This is a genomic window from Rhodococcus sp. ARC_M12 (assembly GCF_022810385.1).
Taxonomy (GTDB): Bacteria; Actinomycetota; Actinomycetes; order Mycobacteriales; family Mycobacteriaceae; genus Rhodococcoides; species Rhodococcoides navarretei.
On the sequence record NZ_JALGQI010000005.1, the window covers coordinates 96,514 to 111,254 of the forward strand.

Genomic DNA, 14,741 nt, shown 5'->3' on the forward strand with positions numbered 1-14,741 from the left:
CTCAGCACTATCGGGGGCCGACCGGGATGTCTCCTCGTAACGTGATGCGGTGCATCGTGCGGCGCTCGGTGCCGTAGTCGCGGTTGGCGTAGTGCGAAGTGCTGCGGTTGTCCCACAACACCAGATCGCCCAATCGCCAGCGGTGCCGCACGATGTGTTCGGGCTTGGTCAGGTGCGCGTACAGCAGATCCAGGATCCCGCGACTCTCGGCCTCGGACACCCCCACGATGTGGGAGGTGAAACCCGGATTGACGAACAGCCCCTTGCGGCCGGTTTCCGGATGGACCCGCACGACGGGATGTTCGACGGGAACCAGCGCGGTGACTTCCTTGCCGTCCCACACGTTGCCTTTTCCGCCGCGCTTCTGCGCGAGGTAGTAACCGAATTCGCGGTTGCCGTCGTGGATTGCCGTGAGCCCGTCGATCATGCGGCGAACGGGTGCCGACAGCGACTCGTAGGCGAGTTGACTGTCGGCCCAGTTGGTGTCGCCGCCGTGCGGGGGCAGGACGACGGGACGCAGAATCGACCCCATCGGCGGGCGTTCCATGAACGTGACGTCGGTGTGCCAGACGTCGGCGAAACCGTTGTCCTGACTGTCGAGGGCATAGACCTCGGGGGCGACGTGCCCGCTGTCGTGCACCGGATGACCTGCGGTGAGGTCACCGAGCCTACGACCGAATTCGATGTGCGCCGCGTCGTCGAGTGCCTGCCCGCGCAGCACCAGGACCTTGTGTTCGACGAGGGCGCGGCCCACGGCATGAACCTGCGCATCGGTCGCCGAGGCGACGTCCAGGCCGATGACCTCGGCACCGAACGACGGGCCGAACTTGTCGAGAGTGAGCGTGGTGGTCTGTTCCAGGGTGGTCATGTGTCCTCGAATCTGTGCACGGCGAGAGGGCTGATTCAGGCAGCGCTGCCGTCGAAAGAGGGTCCCGTCCTGTTCAGGGAGGGGAAGGGCGTCGGGTCTGGTCACCGACAACACATGTTGGTGCAGGTACGACAGAAGTCGACGGTGAACCGTCGGACCAGGTATGTCGTCTGCACAGAGCAATTCCTACCGGAAACCGGGAAATCCGGCAAGTTGCCCACTGCCCCAGCTCAGGTTGTCCTTAATTTATGCTGGGGTGTCCGCACTTCCCTCGAAGAAGGTAGCTCGCTGCACATGACTGATCAGACTCGTCCACTCCGCGTCGCCATCGTCGGTGCCGGACCGGCCGGCATCTACGCCGCCGATGCGCTCATGAAGTCCGACCACAATGTCAGCGGACCGGGCGTGAGCATCGACCTCTTCGAGCGGATGCCTGCCCCCTTCGGGCTCATTCGCTACGGCGTCGCCCCCGACCACCCGCGCATCAAGGGCATCATCACCGCCCTGCACAAGGTGCTCGACAAGCCGCAGGTCCGCCTGCTCGGCAACATCGACTACGGCAACGACATCACCCTCGACGACCTACGTCGCTTCTACGACGCCGTCATCTTCTCCACCGGCGCCAACGCCGACCGCGCCCTGAACATCCCGGGTATCGATCTCGAGGGCAGCTACGGCGCGGCCGATTTCGTCTCCTGGTATGACGGCCACCCCGACGTACCACGCACCTGGCCCCTCGACGCCGAAAAGGTCGCCGTCCTCGGCGTCGGAAACGTCGCCCTCGACGTCGCACGCGTCCTCGCCAAGACCGGCGACGAACTGCTCCCCACCGAAATCCCCGCCAACGTCTACGAAGGCCTCAAGGCCAACAAGGCCATCGAGGTGCACGTCTTCGGCCGCCGCGGACCCGCCCAGGCCAAGTTCACCCCGCTCGAGCTGCGCGAGCTCGACCATTCGCCCAACATCGAGGTCATCGTCGCCCCCGAAGACATCGACTACGACGAAGGCTCCGAGCAGGCCCGCCGCAGCTCCAAACAGATCGACATGGTCGCCAACACCCTCCAGGACTGGGCCATCCGCGACGTCGGCAACCGCCCGCACAAGCTGTTCCTGCACTTCTTCGAATCGCCCCACGAGGTCCTGGGCGCGGACGGCAAGGTCGTCGGCCTACGCACCGAACGCACCGAACTCGACGGCACCGGCAACGTCAAGGGCACCGGCAAGTACAACGACTGGGACGTCCAAGCCGTCTACCGCGCAGTCGGCTACCTCAGCCAGAACATCAGCGAGCTCCCCTTCGACGAGCAGGCCGGCACCATCCCCAACGAAGCCGGACGCGTCGTCGAATCACCGCACTCCACCACGCCCGTTCCCGCCACGTACGTCACCGGCTGGATCAAGCGCGGACCCGTCGGCCTCATCGGCCACACCAAGGGCGACGCCAACGAAACCGTCGCGAACCTGCTCGAGGATGCACCCAGCTTCGCCGGCGCAACCGAACCGGATCTGGACGCGGTCACCTCGTTCCTCGAAGGCAAGCAGGTCCCCTTCACCACCTGGGACGGCTGGTACCGCCTCGACGCCCACGAGCGTTCACTCGGCGAGCCCGAAGGCCGCGAGCGCGTGAAGGTCGTCGAGCGCGAGGACATGCTGAAGGCTTCCGAGCCCGACAAGGCCTGAGCGGCTACGCCGCATGTGAGCGGAAATTCGTAGCCCACTACGAATTTCCGCTCACATGCGCGAAGCGCTCTATACCCGAACCGCCAGCAGCTTTCCCTCGGTTTCGATTTTGCGTTGATGCTCGTTGAAATCCGGTGCAGCGCAGACGAACAGCGTGCGGCCGTCGGATCCGCCGAGTCCGCAGGCGAAGACCCCGAGATCGAAATCGAGTTGCTGAAGAATCTCCCCGCCCGGCGCGACGTGCAGCACCCGCTGCCCCAGCGCGTCGGCGATCCACATCGTGCCGTCGGTGTCGATGCAGCACCCGTCGGCCGCCACTTTCACCTCGCCGATGGCCGTCGCCATGTCCGTCGACGTCGGTAGTTCGCCGAACTTAGCCCAGTCACGCCGCTCCCCCAACGATCCGTCCTCGGCGATGTCGAAGGCACTGACCCGGTTACCGACCGTCTCGTCCACGAGCAGTTCGCCCGAAGCAGTGAACGCCATCCCGTTGGGGAAATACAGGTCCGACGCCACGACGTGCGCGGAACCGTCCGGGTCGACGCGAATCAGGTCGGCCGTCTCGACGGGCGCGAAATTCATCAGATCGAACCCGAAGTTCCCGATGTACGCGCGGCCCTGGGCGTCGACGAGCATGTCGTTGAGGTTCGCCCGAACATACGTCGACAGATCGGCGTGCACGGTCAGCGAGCCGTCGTGCTCACGCAGTAGCAGCTTGTAATCGCGCATCGACACGATCAGCAACCGGCCGTCGGGCAACCATCCCAGGCCCGACGGTTGATTGGGCACCTCGGCTTCGACCCGTACGTCGGTGCCGTCTTCGAGGGCGGATACGACGCGATGGCTGTAGAAGTCAGATACCCAGATCCTCCCCTCGTGCCATCTCGGACATTCGAAGTAGGTGTATCCATCGAGAACGACTGTGGTCTCCGGTTTCATGTTTCGAATTCAAACACCACGACCGGTGGCCGCGACGCCGAATGCGCGAGCTGGCATGCTGGGGGCCGTGTTCGACGCCCACCTACACATCATCGACCCGAAGTTTCCGCTCATCGAGAACCACGGTTTCCTGCCCGATCCGTACACGATCTCGAACTACCTCTACGACGTCGACGGGCTCGGTATCACGGGCGGTGCGGTGGTGTCGGGATCGTTTCAGGGCACCGACCAGACCTACCTACTCGCTGCACTCGAGACATTGGGACGCGGCTGGGTCGGCGTCACTCAGATCGACCCGGAGTGTTCCGACGAGGACATCGTCGCGTTGAACGACGCGGGCGTGCGCGGAATGCGGTTCAATCTCAAGCGCGGCGAGACCGACGTCGAGATGCTCACCACCCAGGCACGTCGCGTGCACGAATTGGTGGGGTGGCACGCCGAGCTGTACGTCGACGCGTCCCTGCTGCTCTCGCTGGAACCGATCCTCGCGAAACTTCCGGCGGTGAGCATCGATCACCTGGGCCTGTCCACGCAGGGACTTCCGTATCTTCTCGACCTCGTGGACCGCGGAGTACGCGTCAAGGCAACAGGATTCGGCCGAGTGGACCTCGACATCGTCGACACGCTGCAGAAAATTCACCGCGTGAATCCGGCAGCGTTGATGTTCGGCACCGATCTACCGGGTACCCGCGCTCCGCGTCCGTTCTCGGAGACCGACATCGACATCATCTCCCATGCCGTCGGCGGCGACCTACCAGCCGTGCTCGACGGTAATGCCCGGGCTTGGTACCGCGTCACTTAAACGAAGAGAGCGCCGCCGAGCCACACCGCCGAGGCGAGCAGGGCACCGAACAGCTCCACCAGAATCGACAACCCGGCGGCCTTGGTGGCGTGCACGGTGGACCGCCACGCCTCGGAATGATTGCGGTGCCTGGGAATTTCGGCCACGTAGACGCCGGCGATGAAGCCGATGAACAGCCCGACGACAGGTATCACGAAGAACCCGACGATGCCGAGCAGACCGCCGACCATCAGCGATCGCATCGGGACTCCGGCCTCCCGCATGCGCCGGCCCGGCCAGGTGTACTTCACCACGCCACTCAGAACCAGCAGCACCGTCGTGATCGCGAACACGGTCAAGGCGGCGGCTCCGCCGGTGAACCACGCCCACACACCGACGGCAGCGAAGATCAGGATGGTGCCGGGCAGAATCGGCACCACGATGCCGACGAGGCCCACCAGAATCACCAGGCCGACCAGGACTTCTCCGAGCGCGCTCATGGGCCAAGTCTGCCCTGTATCGGGTCAGGCGACGGGATGCACCTTGCCTGCGGCCTCGCGTGCCCTGTTGCGAGCAGACTCGACGTCCGAGGCCGTCGACACCGCAACACCCATCCGACGCCGGACGAAACTCGTCGGCTTGCCGAACAGGCGCAGGTCGGTCTCGGGGACGGCCAACGCATCGGCGACGCCGTCGAAGTGGATGCCATCCGCATCGACGCCGCCGTATATCACCGCGGATGCACCGGGTGAGAGCAGCGTCGTGTCGATCGGCAGACCGAGAACGGCGCGGGCATGCAACTCGAACTCCGAGAAGCGTTGCGTGCGAAGCGTCACCAGACCCGTGTCGTGCGGCCGCGGACTGACCTCGGAGAAGTACACGTTGTCGCCCTGCACGAACAGCTCGACGCCGAACAACCCACGTCCACCGAGCGCGGTCGTGATCCGCTCGGCAACATCACGCGCGCCGGCCAGGGCCGCGTCGGACATCGGTTGGGGTTGCCAGGATTCGATGTAGTCACCGGATTCCTGGAGGTGCCCGATCGGCTCGCAGAACGAGGTTCCATTGGCCGCTCGGACGGTGAGAAGTGTTATCTCGTAATCGAAATCGACGAAGCCCTCGACGATGACGCGACCGAGATCGACACGGCCACCCTTCAGCGCGTAGTCCCACGCGGCCTCGACATCGTCCTCGCTGCGCACGACGGACTGACCCTTGCCCGACGACGACATGACCGGTTTGATGACAGCAGGAAAGCCGATGGTGGACAACGCTTCTCGAACATCGTCCAGCGAATCGGCGAACGCATAGGGCGACGTCGGCAGCCCGAGCTCCTCGGCCGCGAGACGCCTGATGCCCTCGCGGTTCATGGTCAACTGCGTCGCCCGGGCCGTGGGAATCACGACACTCCGACCTCTGGCTTCGACCTCGGCCAGGGCATCGGTGGCGATGGCCTCGATCTCCGGCACCACGAAGTCCGGCTGCTGCGAATCGATCAGTGCCAGAAGTTCTTCGGAGTTGCTCATGTCGATCGTGAATGCATGATGGGCGACCTGATGGCCGGGAGCATTGTCGTAGCGATCGACGGCAATCACCTCGACGCCGAGGCGCTGGAACGCGATGATCACCTCTTTGCCCAGCTCACCCGAGCCGAGCAGCATCACCCGGGTGGCCCCGGGAGTGAGCGGAGTACCGATACGGACGGGATCTGGGGCAGTCACAGCCCTATTATCCACACCCACATCACTTGGACGCCCTAGTACAAGTTAGTCTCCATTCACAATCGCAGCTGACGAGTCGGAACGAGGCAACAAACGTGGCTAACACTGGTGGACCGCTGGCAGGGCTCCGCATCGTCGAACTCGCGGGCATCGGCCCCGGCCCACACGCCGCACTGCTGCTGGCAGACCTCGGTGCAGACGTGGTGCGCGTCCAGCGCGCCGGGCAGATCTCTCCTCACGACCACCAGCTGCGCAGCCGCACCATCGTCGAGGCCAACCTCAAGGACCCGGCCGACATCGAGAAGGTGCTCGGTCTCGTCGAACGCGCAGACGTGCTGATCGAGGGTTTCCGCCCCGGCGTCACCGAGCGCCTCGGCCTCGGACCCGACGACGCCCTCGCCCGCAACCCGCGCCTGGTCTACGGGCGCATGACCGGCTGGGGCCAGGAAGGCCCCTGGGCGCAGACCGCGGGCCACGACATCAACTACATCTCCGTCACCGGTGTCCTGAACGCCATCGGCCGCGAGGGTGAGCGGCCCGTGCCGCCGCTGAACATGGTCGGCGACTTCGGCGGCGGCTCGATGTTCCTCGTCTTCGGCATCATGGCCGCGCTCTACGAGCGCCAGAACTCCGGACAGGGACAGGTGGTCGACGCCGCCATGGTCGACGGCACCGCAGCACTCTCGCACATGATCTGGGCCTGGCGCGGAGTCGGAGCGTGGAGCGACGAGCGTGGCACCAACCTGCTCGACACGGGCGCTCCGTTCTACGACACCTACGAGACCTCCGACGGCCAGTACATGGCAGTCGGCTCGCTCGAACCACAGTTCTACGCGCAGTTGCTCACCGGCCTCGGCCTCTCCGATGCGGACCTGCCGCCGCAGATGGACAAGTCTCGTTGGCCGGAGTTGCGCGAAAAGTTTGTCGCTACATTCCTGTCCAAGACCCGTGACAAGTGGACCGCGATCTTCGACGGCACCGATGCGTGCGTGTCACCGGTCCTCACCTTCGCCGAGGCCCCGAACCACCCGCACATGAAGGATCGCGACTCGCTCATCGACGTCGGCGGCGTCACGCAGCACCGTCCGGCACCGCGGTTCTCCCGCACCGAAAACGGGGTCCCGACGCCACCGCCCGCCGCGGCTACCGACATCGCGTCGGTCTGGGCGTAACTGTTTGTGCCGAACTCGAAGTTGTGGACGCTTTTCGGCTCATTTCCATCCATAACTTCGAGTTCGCGGTCAGAACATAACCGCTCAGAACACCAGGGCCGGCTGCTCCGCCTCTGCGCTGGGAGCGAGGGCTCGATACGCCCCGGCCGTTGCGGCGACGGCTGCCCGAAGCTCTTGCGGCTCACGGGTGTACGGCAATCTGATATGACGCTCGAAGGCACCCTCGACGCCGAATCGTGGACCCGCAGCCAGCACCGCCCCGAACGCCGGAGCAGTAGCGGCGAGCGCACTCGACACCGGAGCAGGCAGCTGCAGCCACAGCGACATTCCGCCCTCGGAGCGGCGATAGCGCCAGTCCGGAAGATGTTCGGCCAGAGCATCTTCGAGTACGTCACGGCGCTCACGTAGTTGCGATCGACGAAGTTCGAGCGCTGGTTCGGCGTCCTGCAGTAGGAAAGAGGACGCCAACTGATCCATGATCGAGGTGCCGAGGTCGTGCGCTGCGCGCGAGCCGGCCAGCTGTGAAACCAGCGACGGATGCGCCCTGATCCACCCGATGCGCAGCCCGCCCCAGAACGACTTGGACGCAGAGCCGATCGTGACGATATCGGAGCCCGAGACCCGCCCGAACGACGCAACCGGCGGCGGCGGCGGAGCGTCGAGCCACAGGTCCACCATCGTCTCGTCGACGATGAGCGTCATCCGGGTGTCGCGGGTGATGCGTGCGAGTTCGGCCCGCCCCTCGGCATCGAGCACCTGACCGGTGGGATTGTGAAAATCCGGAATCAGATACGCGACCTTGGCGGCGGTCTGCCGTGCGGCACTGCGAATCCCGTCGAGATCCCAGTCACCGTTCGCAGGACGGACCGGCACCGGCACCGGCCGGGCACCCACCCTTCTGATCGCCTCGAGGGCATTGGGGTACGTCGGGTGATCGATGAGTACCCGATCACCGGGCGACGTCAACGTGCCCAGCAGCAGCCGAACCGCTTGCTGCGCACCGGACGTCACCATGATCTGATCCGCCGTCGTCGGCAGGCCACGTTCGACGAAGCGTTGGGCGATGGCCTCCCGCAGCACCGCCAGTCCGATCGGTCCCATGCCGTGCGTCGGAAGATACGTCGGAAGTGCTTGCAGCGCAGATTCGTACGCGGCGGTCATGGTGCCGTCTGCAGCGGACATCGCCGCGTGAGACATGTCCACCACCGGACCTGAGGGCGACGTCGACTGAATCAACAGTCCGTTCGGGGTGGGTGCAGCGGGGAGGGCGACGGTACTGCGCGATCCCTGCTTGCTGATCAGATAACCCTCGTCTCGCAACACCGCGTACGAGGACGTGATGGTGGTGCGACTGAGATCGAGAGCCGCCGACAGATCACGCTCGCTCGGCAGACCGACTCCGAGCGGAATTCGGCCGTCGTGAATGAGCAGACGGACGCCGTCGGCCAACGCACGATACGTCGGACGCGACGCCTTGCGCCTGCCGGATCCATCGGAAGACGCGTCGCCGCGCCAGCTACCGAGATCGCGGGCCAGTGACGTTGCGTTGAGAACTCTCGAGGCCATGCTTTCCAGTATTCGCCCACTGGCCTCTGATATTCAAGTCCATTCCTGGTTCAACTGGACTGCCGAAGTGGTACGGATGGATACTGGACCCATGCCGAGCTGCACGCTCTTCGACACCGCCATCGGCCGCTGCGGCATCGCCTGGACTGACGACGGAGTGGTTGCCGTCGCTCTGCCCGAACCGTCGGACGAGGCGATGCTGGACTACCTGTCCGGCTTCGGTGCCGTTCAGGGACCGGGCGACGGACTCGCGGGCGACGCGATCGAGCGAATCGTCGCCCTGCTCGATGGACGGGCAGTCGATATGAGCCCGATTCCGCTGGTTCTCGACGTCTCCGAGTTCGACGCCTCGGTATACACCGTGTGCAGCGAGATTCCGCGGGGCGCGACACTGACCTACGGCGACGTCGCTCGCCGACTCGGCCATCCCGGCGCGGCGCAAGCAGTGGGCGGGGCGCTCGGGCGCAATCCGGTGCCGATCATTGTCCCGTGCCATCGAGTACTCGGCGCGGGTCGGGAAGTCGGCGGGTTCTCGGCACCGGGTGGGGCGAACACCAAACAACGAATACTCGGGATCGAGGGAGTACCGGGATTCGACGAGCCGACACTGTTCTGAATTGACCTCGCCGCTATTCGGACTCTCGGTTTGAATAGACCGCCGAAAACAGGGACGGGGAATGTATTTTATGCCGATATCTCGAAAGATGGGATCGAGCTGCCGACCGTCGATACCAAAGCCGCTTCCGGCCCGGGACTGACGTCCGTTTCCTCCGCACTACCGCCGATCGTGAAAGCGCCGACACCGGGCAACCAACCGATGGCTCCGCGCTGAAAGAGGTTGTAACGACCGGAGCCGGTGGGCGTCGGGCGCTCGTTGCTGATCGGATAGCCAAGTGCGCCATAGGGTCCCCCGTGACCGAGGTACCAATCGAGAATGGGGCCGTGCACTTCATGGGCTCCACCCTCGGGAAGGGCGAACACGGTCGCGTGTGTGAATTCGAGCATTCCCCCGCCCTCGGGGCCGAGCATGAATTCACCGGCCTGAGCACCGATCCAGGGATGTTCGTAAGCGAAGCGATCAAATTGGTAGCTGAAAACTTCCAATCCGTTGTAATTGTCAGTCATAGCCCGACCTTCCGTCGCTTTACCTGGACTCGATTATCCACAAAGACGAGCAGATGTGCAGTTCGATTCGGACATATATGTAAGAGATCGCTAATTCAACAGCGCGAGAATCTCCGGCGGAATCTGATCCGTTGCCGTCGGATCGACCACCGACCGGGACCACGAACCGCCGCTGCCGTCGAGACGAACGAGCTGATCCGGACCCAGTAGCCACAGCTGATCCCCAGCCGACCAATTGACGCCGTAGCCGTACGCCTCACTGGACGAGGCGGGAGCGCTGTACTGAACTGCCCCGGTGGTGTCGACGATCTGCAGAGTCGGAGAGCCGTCGATGTCGACGACCCTGGCAGTCGACGCACCCGACGGCGAGGTCTGCGGGGTGGACAAGGCCACGGGAGCCGGCGGGGTGGTTGTGGTCTCTTCCGGTGCCGGGGCCGGGGCGGCGGCAGGTGTGTCGGGGGTGGTCGACGGGATAGTCGTGGTCGGCGGAACCTCGACCGGCGGCCCAGCCGGTGACTCCTCGGTGACCGACGGATCCGTCGTAGTCGGGGCGGGTGCTGTGGTCGACTCCGGGACGAGCGGAGACGTTACCGTGGGGGCGGGCGTCGTGGCTTCGGGAACGATTGCTCGCGCGGCGCTGCGGGCGACTACGCCTGGCGTCTCACACCGAGAGCTGGGCAGCAGCCCCCCGTTCATGACTACATTCTGGGTGGCGCTATTACCGGACGATCGAGTGCCGGATACCGTCTGTACCGAGAAGATCCAGGTACCGGTGCGGGTGCCACCGAGCAGAAGTCCGTTCTGTATGTCGACAGAGTTCGTCGAGACGTTGCCGGTGACATCCGTTTGACCGGCTCGACGGATGGTCCACCTATAGGTGAATCCAGCTCCCGCGGACGCCCAGGACAAGGTCACGTAGTTACCGAGAAGTCCGATAACTCCATTACGGTTGGTACACAATACCGATTGCGGTACCGGAATCGGCAACGCCGTGGTGATGGTGCCACTGAGGGCCGTGGCCGTATCCTGGCCAGCAGCAAGGGTTGTCGGAGTATTCGAGGCACTGATACCCACCGCCGAGATGGCCGCCAACGCGAGCACCACACTGAGTCTGGACGCGCCGTGCTTCGGCGCACTGTGCCGCCCACTGGGCGGTTCCTGCAGTCGATCTTCTTCGTCGGGCTTTGAAGGGGAATCCACAGAAGATCTGCGAAATCCGAACGCGGTCATCAGAAGTGCGCCCACGGCGATGCCGCCGAGGAACACCGCAACGGGCCCGCTGAGCCAGGTGACCGCGTAGCCCAGTTTCCCGACGCTGAAGAACACGCGATCGGCTTCGGACACCACGTAACTCTCGGCATCGGGCTCGGCGTTCGCGTCCCCCTTCAAGAACAGCTGTGCGCTGTCGGTTCCGACCGCCCCGATTTCGACCACCCGGTGAGTGATTCCTGCTCCCGACGCGTTGGTGACCTTGACGATGTCGCCGATCTCGATCTCCGCGGCCGGGGTGGTCTTGCTCAACGCCAGTGCCCCAATGTCGATGGTCGGTGCCATCGACCCGGACCGGAAGATCAGAGGGGTGATCCCGAAGAACACGGCAGCAATCGCGAAGAGCACGCAGATGAGTCCTGCGACGGCTCCGATGCTCAGAGCGATCTCGCGGAACCGGCGCGAACGAGATCGAGTCTCAGGAACGGTGTGAGTGTCGGACATGATCTACAGCGACGTCGCGGTGATGGTGTACGTGATGGTGCCGGTCACGGCAGGGTTCGGCTGCGGCGTCCCAGTCGGCATGGTCACGCTGATACACAGCTGATCACTTCCGTTGACCGCCAGTGGGCGGCTGAGCCCCACGAACGACTTGGAAGTTCCGAGACCGGTGACGGTGCTGGCCGCAGCGTTCGTACACGCTGTGCCCGAGGCTGCAGTACCGAGATGCACCGAAGAATTGAGGACGCTACCCAGTGCAGCATTGCTGGCCACCACGGAAATGGTGTAGGTATTGGCCACTGAACCGGTTGCGTTGCTCACCAGCAATCCGGCCGCGACAGTGTCACCGGGAAAGATCGCCGGGTTGGTCAGCGTGGTGCTGAACACCGGCGGATTGTTTGGGATCGCGGGGGTACCCACCAAGATGTCCAGTCGCCCGGTGGTGAACGTTCCCGACGTCGCTGTTGCCGTATCCGACCATGCAGCAAGGGTTCCCACGGCACCGAGGCCGAGGACGATGCCGATCGACATGATGGCCCGAGCCCGAGCGCTGATCAGCGCGAGGCCGATTCGGTGAAGAACCGTCTTCGCCCCGACTGAGTCCTTGTGACGCGACATCACGGCTGCGCCCCTTCCATATCCATCCGTGCACCCGACAGCTCCGGGCACACGTCGCTCATGCTGTTGTCCCACTGAAGAATCAGATCGATTCGTGCGGTTGAGGTTCGGGTGTCATTGCCGGCTGCTTCGGACATCGCTACGACCACGTCGATACGTTTCTTCTCCCCGGCGGGGATGACGGTCAGCGCGCACGACTCGGTCACGGCGTCACTGATCGAAACATCGAGTGCACGAACGAATGCCGGATTGTCACTGTCGAGAGACACCCACAACCGCCCGTCGGTGTCGGTGTCGTTGAACACATGAAATTGCGAACTGCGAGAGTCCTGCGGAACCCACCGAATGTCCTTGTCGAACAACGGGCTTGTGAAATCGGTATCCCACCGCTCGCCGTCGGCGCTGTACTTGATCGTCTGCGCCGCTTGCGTTGGACCAGCACCCATCAGCAGAACGACCGAACTGCCCGCGAAAGCTGCGGTGCAGGCGACGAACGTGCTGTGCTTCACCGCGCCTGCTCCTTCCGGTTTCGGTAGCGATCCATACCTGCACCGACGAACATCACCAGCGCATAGCCGACCAGACCGATGACGATGACCGCGACCGTGATCTTGCGCTGCTCCCCGTTGAGCCAGTTGTTGACGTAGCCCATATACGGAATCGAGTACCAGACCTCACCGCGAATCTGACCCACCTGCACCGGGTTCTCGTCGTCAGCGCCGTTGTTGTCACCGCGGGTGATGAATGTCTGCTCTCCGCGCCCGCTCTGCCGGGTGGCAACGATGCGGTGAGTCACCACTTCGGGTTCGCCGGAACGCAATTGGTAGGTGATCGGCGTTCCGATGGCGAGCTCGCTCGGCTCGACTGGCCGCACGACGATCAGACTGCCAGGGGGATACGTCGGTTCCATCGACTGAGTCAGGACGGTGTACGGAGTCGATCCGGTGACTCGTGGGACAACGACGGTGGCCAGAAGAATCAGAACCATCACCGCAAGCAGTGTGTATGAGCCGATCCGGCTCACCCACCACCACACTCCGGTGTGCTCGTCCTCATCCTCGCGCGGAGGGACGACCGGGATGACATCGGTGTCGTCGGTGGTCATGCCTGATCCGCTCGGAAAGAGAACATCACTTTGGAAGTAGCGCTCTGGGGTGGTTGATCGGAGGTGGTGAGACGAACGCACCACACCTCGTTCGATCCGGGAGCGAGAGGGCGGGCTGCGGGTGCGGTCGGTATCTGAGCACCTGCGGCGTTCCCGGTGTACAGGACCGAAGCGCCGGTCGGTGCACCGGTGGCGGGGCATGCCTCTACGTCGGCGACGGTGCTCGCCGTGAGCACGAAGGGCAAAGGTCCGTTCACGGTGGTGCTCTGCAACCGGAAGACGAAGGGGGTGGTTCCGTTGTTGCGAATCAGCAGTGGCGCTTGTGCGAAACCGTTGGGCGTGAGGGCGTCGTTACCGAGCCCCGGGATGACGAAGTCGGCGACCTCGGCGGCCCCCTCCGGGCCCAGCTTGATGTCCAAGGTGCCCGAGGTGATGGTGCCGCCCCCGATCACCTCTTCATCGCGCCACAGCGCGCCCGTCACCTGTGCCGAGCCGAAGCTCACCACAAGGACGGACGCGGCTGCCAGCGCCCAGTATCGACCGTGCTTCAAAGAAACCAGGACTTAGATTGGACGGATCTGCGTGAGATCAAGCGTGAATTCCGTCAGATCGATGCTTTGGTTCTGCGCCTCGGTGCCGGTCTGGCCGATCAATTCGCCTGTGTCGCGGTCGAATGTGAATCGAACCTCGACGCTGATGATTTGGTCAGCAGGTGCGCTCGTCGTTCGAGTGATCACGGCGGTTCCCGCGCCATCCGTAGGCAGAGGAGCGTCGTCAGCGTCGGTGGCGGCAACCGACGTAGTGATGGCGGCCAACAATTCGTCCGAGTTCGGCAACTCGGCGGCCACGACGTTGCTGATGTCAGCTGTCAGGTTCGCGGTCAGGTTCTCCCCTTCGGCCTCGACCAAGAAGTCAGCCGTGTACGCGACGGTGTCACCCGGCACGATGCGGAAGGCGTTGATATCGATGTCCACCGCAGGCGTGACGTCGTATGAGACGTCCTGCCACTGCTCCGAGTCCTCGACCAGAGTCAGGCGAAGATCGCCGGACGTGATCGTTCCACCGCCGAGTGTTTCGCTGTCGTTCCACAGAGCCAGCGAACCCATACCACCCAGCAGCAGGACCGCCGCCGCCCCTGCCGCTACTGCACCCTTGGTTGCCTTGTTCATGTACGTTCTGCTTTCTTCGTAGGCCTTCGAGAACAGGCCGGTGAGGGGGTGACCCGGTGCGGGTCGGTCGGCCGAAACATGGGCCTCCGCAACTGGTGCGATGCTCATTGTTTCGCCATGACCAGCTGGCCCGTTACCCATGTGAGAGTAAAAGTCCAGGAGACTTTTAAACCGCACTTTTCGGACTCTACGTTTACACATTTAGTTCAGCTGTAAAGCAGCGGTAGACACGTAAACGGCATGTTTACCAACATCGTCGACCGAAAATGGAGATGGAAGAGCGGCAG

At 64.0% G+C, this 14,741-nt stretch carries 16 protein-coding genes; 4 read left to right on the top strand and 12 right to left on the bottom strand.

Translation table 11 applies throughout. The features are described 5' to 3' along the window. Positions 1-7 precede the first annotated feature (7 nt). Positions 8-868: a TauD/TfdA family dioxygenase gene (locus tag MTX35_RS08420; RefSeq protein WP_243594533.1), complete on the bottom strand. Its 861-nt coding sequence runs from the start codon at positions 866-868 to the stop codon at positions 8-10. A 294-nt stretch (positions 869-1,162) separates the two neighbouring features. Here MTX35_RS08420 and MTX35_RS08425 point away from each other — a divergent pair, with 294 nt between their 5' ends. Continuing rightward, complete coding sequence (locus tag MTX35_RS08425) at positions 1,163-2,548, top strand: FAD-dependent oxidoreductase (RefSeq protein WP_243594534.1); 1,386 nt, start codon at positions 1,163-1,165, stop codon at positions 2,546-2,548. 69 nt (positions 2,549-2,617) lie between these two features. Here MTX35_RS08425 and MTX35_RS08430 read toward each other — a convergent pair whose 3' ends face one another. Continuing rightward, positions 2,618-3,487, bottom strand: a complete 870-nt coding sequence (locus MTX35_RS08430; RefSeq protein ID WP_243594535.1) for an SMP-30/gluconolactonase/LRE family protein — start codon at positions 3,485-3,487, stop codon at positions 2,618-2,620. Positions 3,488-3,554: 67 nt separating this feature from the next. Here MTX35_RS08430 and MTX35_RS08435 point away from each other — a divergent pair, with 67 nt between their 5' ends. Further along, positions 3,555-4,289, top strand: a complete 735-nt coding sequence (locus tag MTX35_RS08435) for an amidohydrolase (protein WP_243594536.1) — start codon at positions 3,555-3,557, stop codon at positions 4,287-4,289. Here the strand turns inward: MTX35_RS08435 and MTX35_RS08440 are convergent. Both MTX35_RS08440 and purT read right to left on the bottom strand, forming a co-directional pair. Continuing rightward, positions 4,286-4,768: a DUF456 domain-containing protein gene (locus MTX35_RS08440; protein ID WP_243594537.1), complete on the bottom strand. Its 483-nt coding sequence runs from the start codon at positions 4,766-4,768 to the stop codon at positions 4,286-4,288. The genes MTX35_RS08435 and MTX35_RS08440 overlap by 4 nt on opposite strands. Positions 4,769-4,792: 24 nt before the next feature. Beyond that, complete coding sequence (gene purT, locus MTX35_RS08445) at positions 4,793-5,989, bottom strand: formate-dependent phosphoribosylglycinamide formyltransferase (protein ID WP_308198114.1); 1,197 nt, start codon at positions 5,987-5,989, stop codon at positions 4,793-4,795. 95 nt (positions 5,990-6,084) lie between these two features. Between purT and MTX35_RS08450 the strand changes: the two genes are divergently transcribed. Continuing rightward, positions 6,085-7,161 (top strand): CaiB/BaiF CoA-transferase family protein, encoded by a 1,077-nt coding sequence (locus MTX35_RS08450; RefSeq protein ID WP_243594538.1) that lies wholly within the window; start codon positions 6,085-6,087, stop codon positions 7,159-7,161. Between the two features lie 84 nt (positions 7,162-7,245). On the opposite strand, the gene MTX35_RS08455 is transcribed toward MTX35_RS08450, so the two are convergent. After that, a complete protein-coding gene (locus tag MTX35_RS08455) occupies positions 7,246-8,727 on the bottom strand; it encodes a PLP-dependent aminotransferase family protein (RefSeq protein ID WP_243594539.1) in 1,482 nt (493 codons plus the stop codon). Between the two features lie 76 nt (positions 8,728-8,803). Here MTX35_RS08455 and MTX35_RS08460 point away from each other — a divergent pair, with 76 nt between their 5' ends. After that, positions 8,804-9,343: a methylated-DNA--[protein]-cysteine S-methyltransferase gene (locus MTX35_RS08460; protein WP_374230258.1), complete on the top strand. Its 540-nt coding sequence runs from the start codon at positions 8,804-8,806 to the stop codon at positions 9,341-9,343. Positions 9,344-9,411: 68 nt separating this feature from the next. Here MTX35_RS08460 and MTX35_RS08465 read toward each other — a convergent pair whose 3' ends face one another. From MTX35_RS08465 to MTX35_RS08495, 7 genes are all read right to left on the bottom strand, one after another. Continuing rightward, positions 9,412-9,852, bottom strand: coding sequence for an LGFP repeat-containing protein (locus MTX35_RS08465; protein WP_243594540.1), 441 nt, complete (start codon positions 9,850-9,852; stop codon positions 9,412-9,414). A gap of 90 nt (positions 9,853-9,942) precedes the next feature. Continuing rightward, positions 9,943-11,565: a signal peptidase I gene (locus MTX35_RS08470; protein ID WP_243594541.1), complete on the bottom strand. Its 1,623-nt coding sequence runs from the start codon at positions 11,563-11,565 to the stop codon at positions 9,943-9,945. A gap of 3 nt (positions 11,566-11,568) precedes the next feature. Beyond that, positions 11,569-12,180 (bottom strand): SipW-dependent-type signal peptide-containing protein, encoded by a 612-nt coding sequence (locus tag MTX35_RS08475; protein WP_243594542.1) that lies wholly within the window; start codon positions 12,178-12,180, stop codon positions 11,569-11,571. Then, the gene (locus MTX35_RS08480; RefSeq protein WP_243594543.1) at positions 12,180-12,689 is read right to left on the bottom strand and encodes a hypothetical protein; all 510 of its coding nucleotides are present in this window, start codon (positions 12,687-12,689) and stop codon (positions 12,180-12,182) included. The genes MTX35_RS08475 and MTX35_RS08480 overlap by 1 nt, the downstream gene beginning before the upstream one ends. After that, positions 12,686-13,285 carry a signal peptidase I gene (locus tag MTX35_RS08485; RefSeq protein ID WP_243594544.1) on the bottom strand — a complete coding sequence of 200 codons (600 nt, stop codon included), beginning with the start codon at positions 13,283-13,285 and terminating at the stop codon, positions 12,686-12,688. The genes MTX35_RS08480 and MTX35_RS08485 overlap by 4 nt, the downstream gene beginning before the upstream one ends. Further along, positions 13,282-13,836: a hypothetical protein gene (locus MTX35_RS08490; protein ID WP_243594545.1), complete on the bottom strand. Its 555-nt coding sequence runs from the start codon at positions 13,834-13,836 to the stop codon at positions 13,282-13,284. Before MTX35_RS08490 ends, MTX35_RS08485 begins: the two co-directional genes overlap by 4 nt. A 12-nt stretch (positions 13,837-13,848) precedes the next feature. Continuing rightward, complete coding sequence (locus MTX35_RS08495) at positions 13,849-14,631, bottom strand: alternate-type signal peptide domain-containing protein (RefSeq protein ID WP_243594546.1); 783 nt, start codon at positions 14,629-14,631, stop codon at positions 13,849-13,851. Positions 14,632-14,741: the final 110 nt, after the last annotated feature.

Bases quoted from the DNA above. Each gene is read 5' to 3' on its own strand.
- MTX35_RS08465 (WP_243594540.1), bottom strand. From the start codon at position 9,852: ATGACTGACAATTACAACGGATTGGAAGTTTTCAGCTACCAATTTGAT.
- MTX35_RS08425 (WP_243594534.1), top strand. From the start codon at position 1,163: ATGACTGATCAGACTCGTCCACTCCGCGTCGCCATCGTCGGTGCCGGA.
- MTX35_RS08430 (WP_243594535.1), bottom strand. From the start codon at position 3,487: ATGAAACCGGAGACCACAGTCGTTCTCGATGGATACACCTACTTCGAA.
- MTX35_RS08485 (WP_243594544.1), bottom strand. From the start codon at position 13,285: ATGACCACCGACGACACCGATGTCATCCCGGTCGTCCCTCCGCGCGAG.
- MTX35_RS08475 (WP_243594542.1), bottom strand. From the start codon at position 12,180: ATGTCGCGTCACAAGGACTCAGTCGGGGCGAAGACGGTTCTTCACCGA.
- MTX35_RS08455 (WP_243594539.1), bottom strand. From the start codon at position 8,727: ATGGCCTCGAGAGTTCTCAACGCAACGTCACTGGCCCGCGATCTCGGT.
- MTX35_RS08460 (WP_374230258.1), top strand. From the start codon at position 8,804: ATGGATACTGGACCCATGCCGAGCTGCACGCTCTTCGACACCGCCATC.
- MTX35_RS08470 (WP_243594541.1), bottom strand. From the start codon at position 11,565: ATGTCCGACACTCACACCGTTCCTGAGACTCGATCTCGTTCGCGCCGG.
- MTX35_RS08420 (WP_243594533.1), bottom strand. From the start codon at position 868: ATGACCACCCTGGAACAGACCACCACGCTCACTCTCGACAAGTTCGGC.
- MTX35_RS08440 (WP_243594537.1), bottom strand. From the start codon at position 4,768: ATGAGCGCGCTCGGAGAAGTCCTGGTCGGCCTGGTGATTCTGGTGGGC.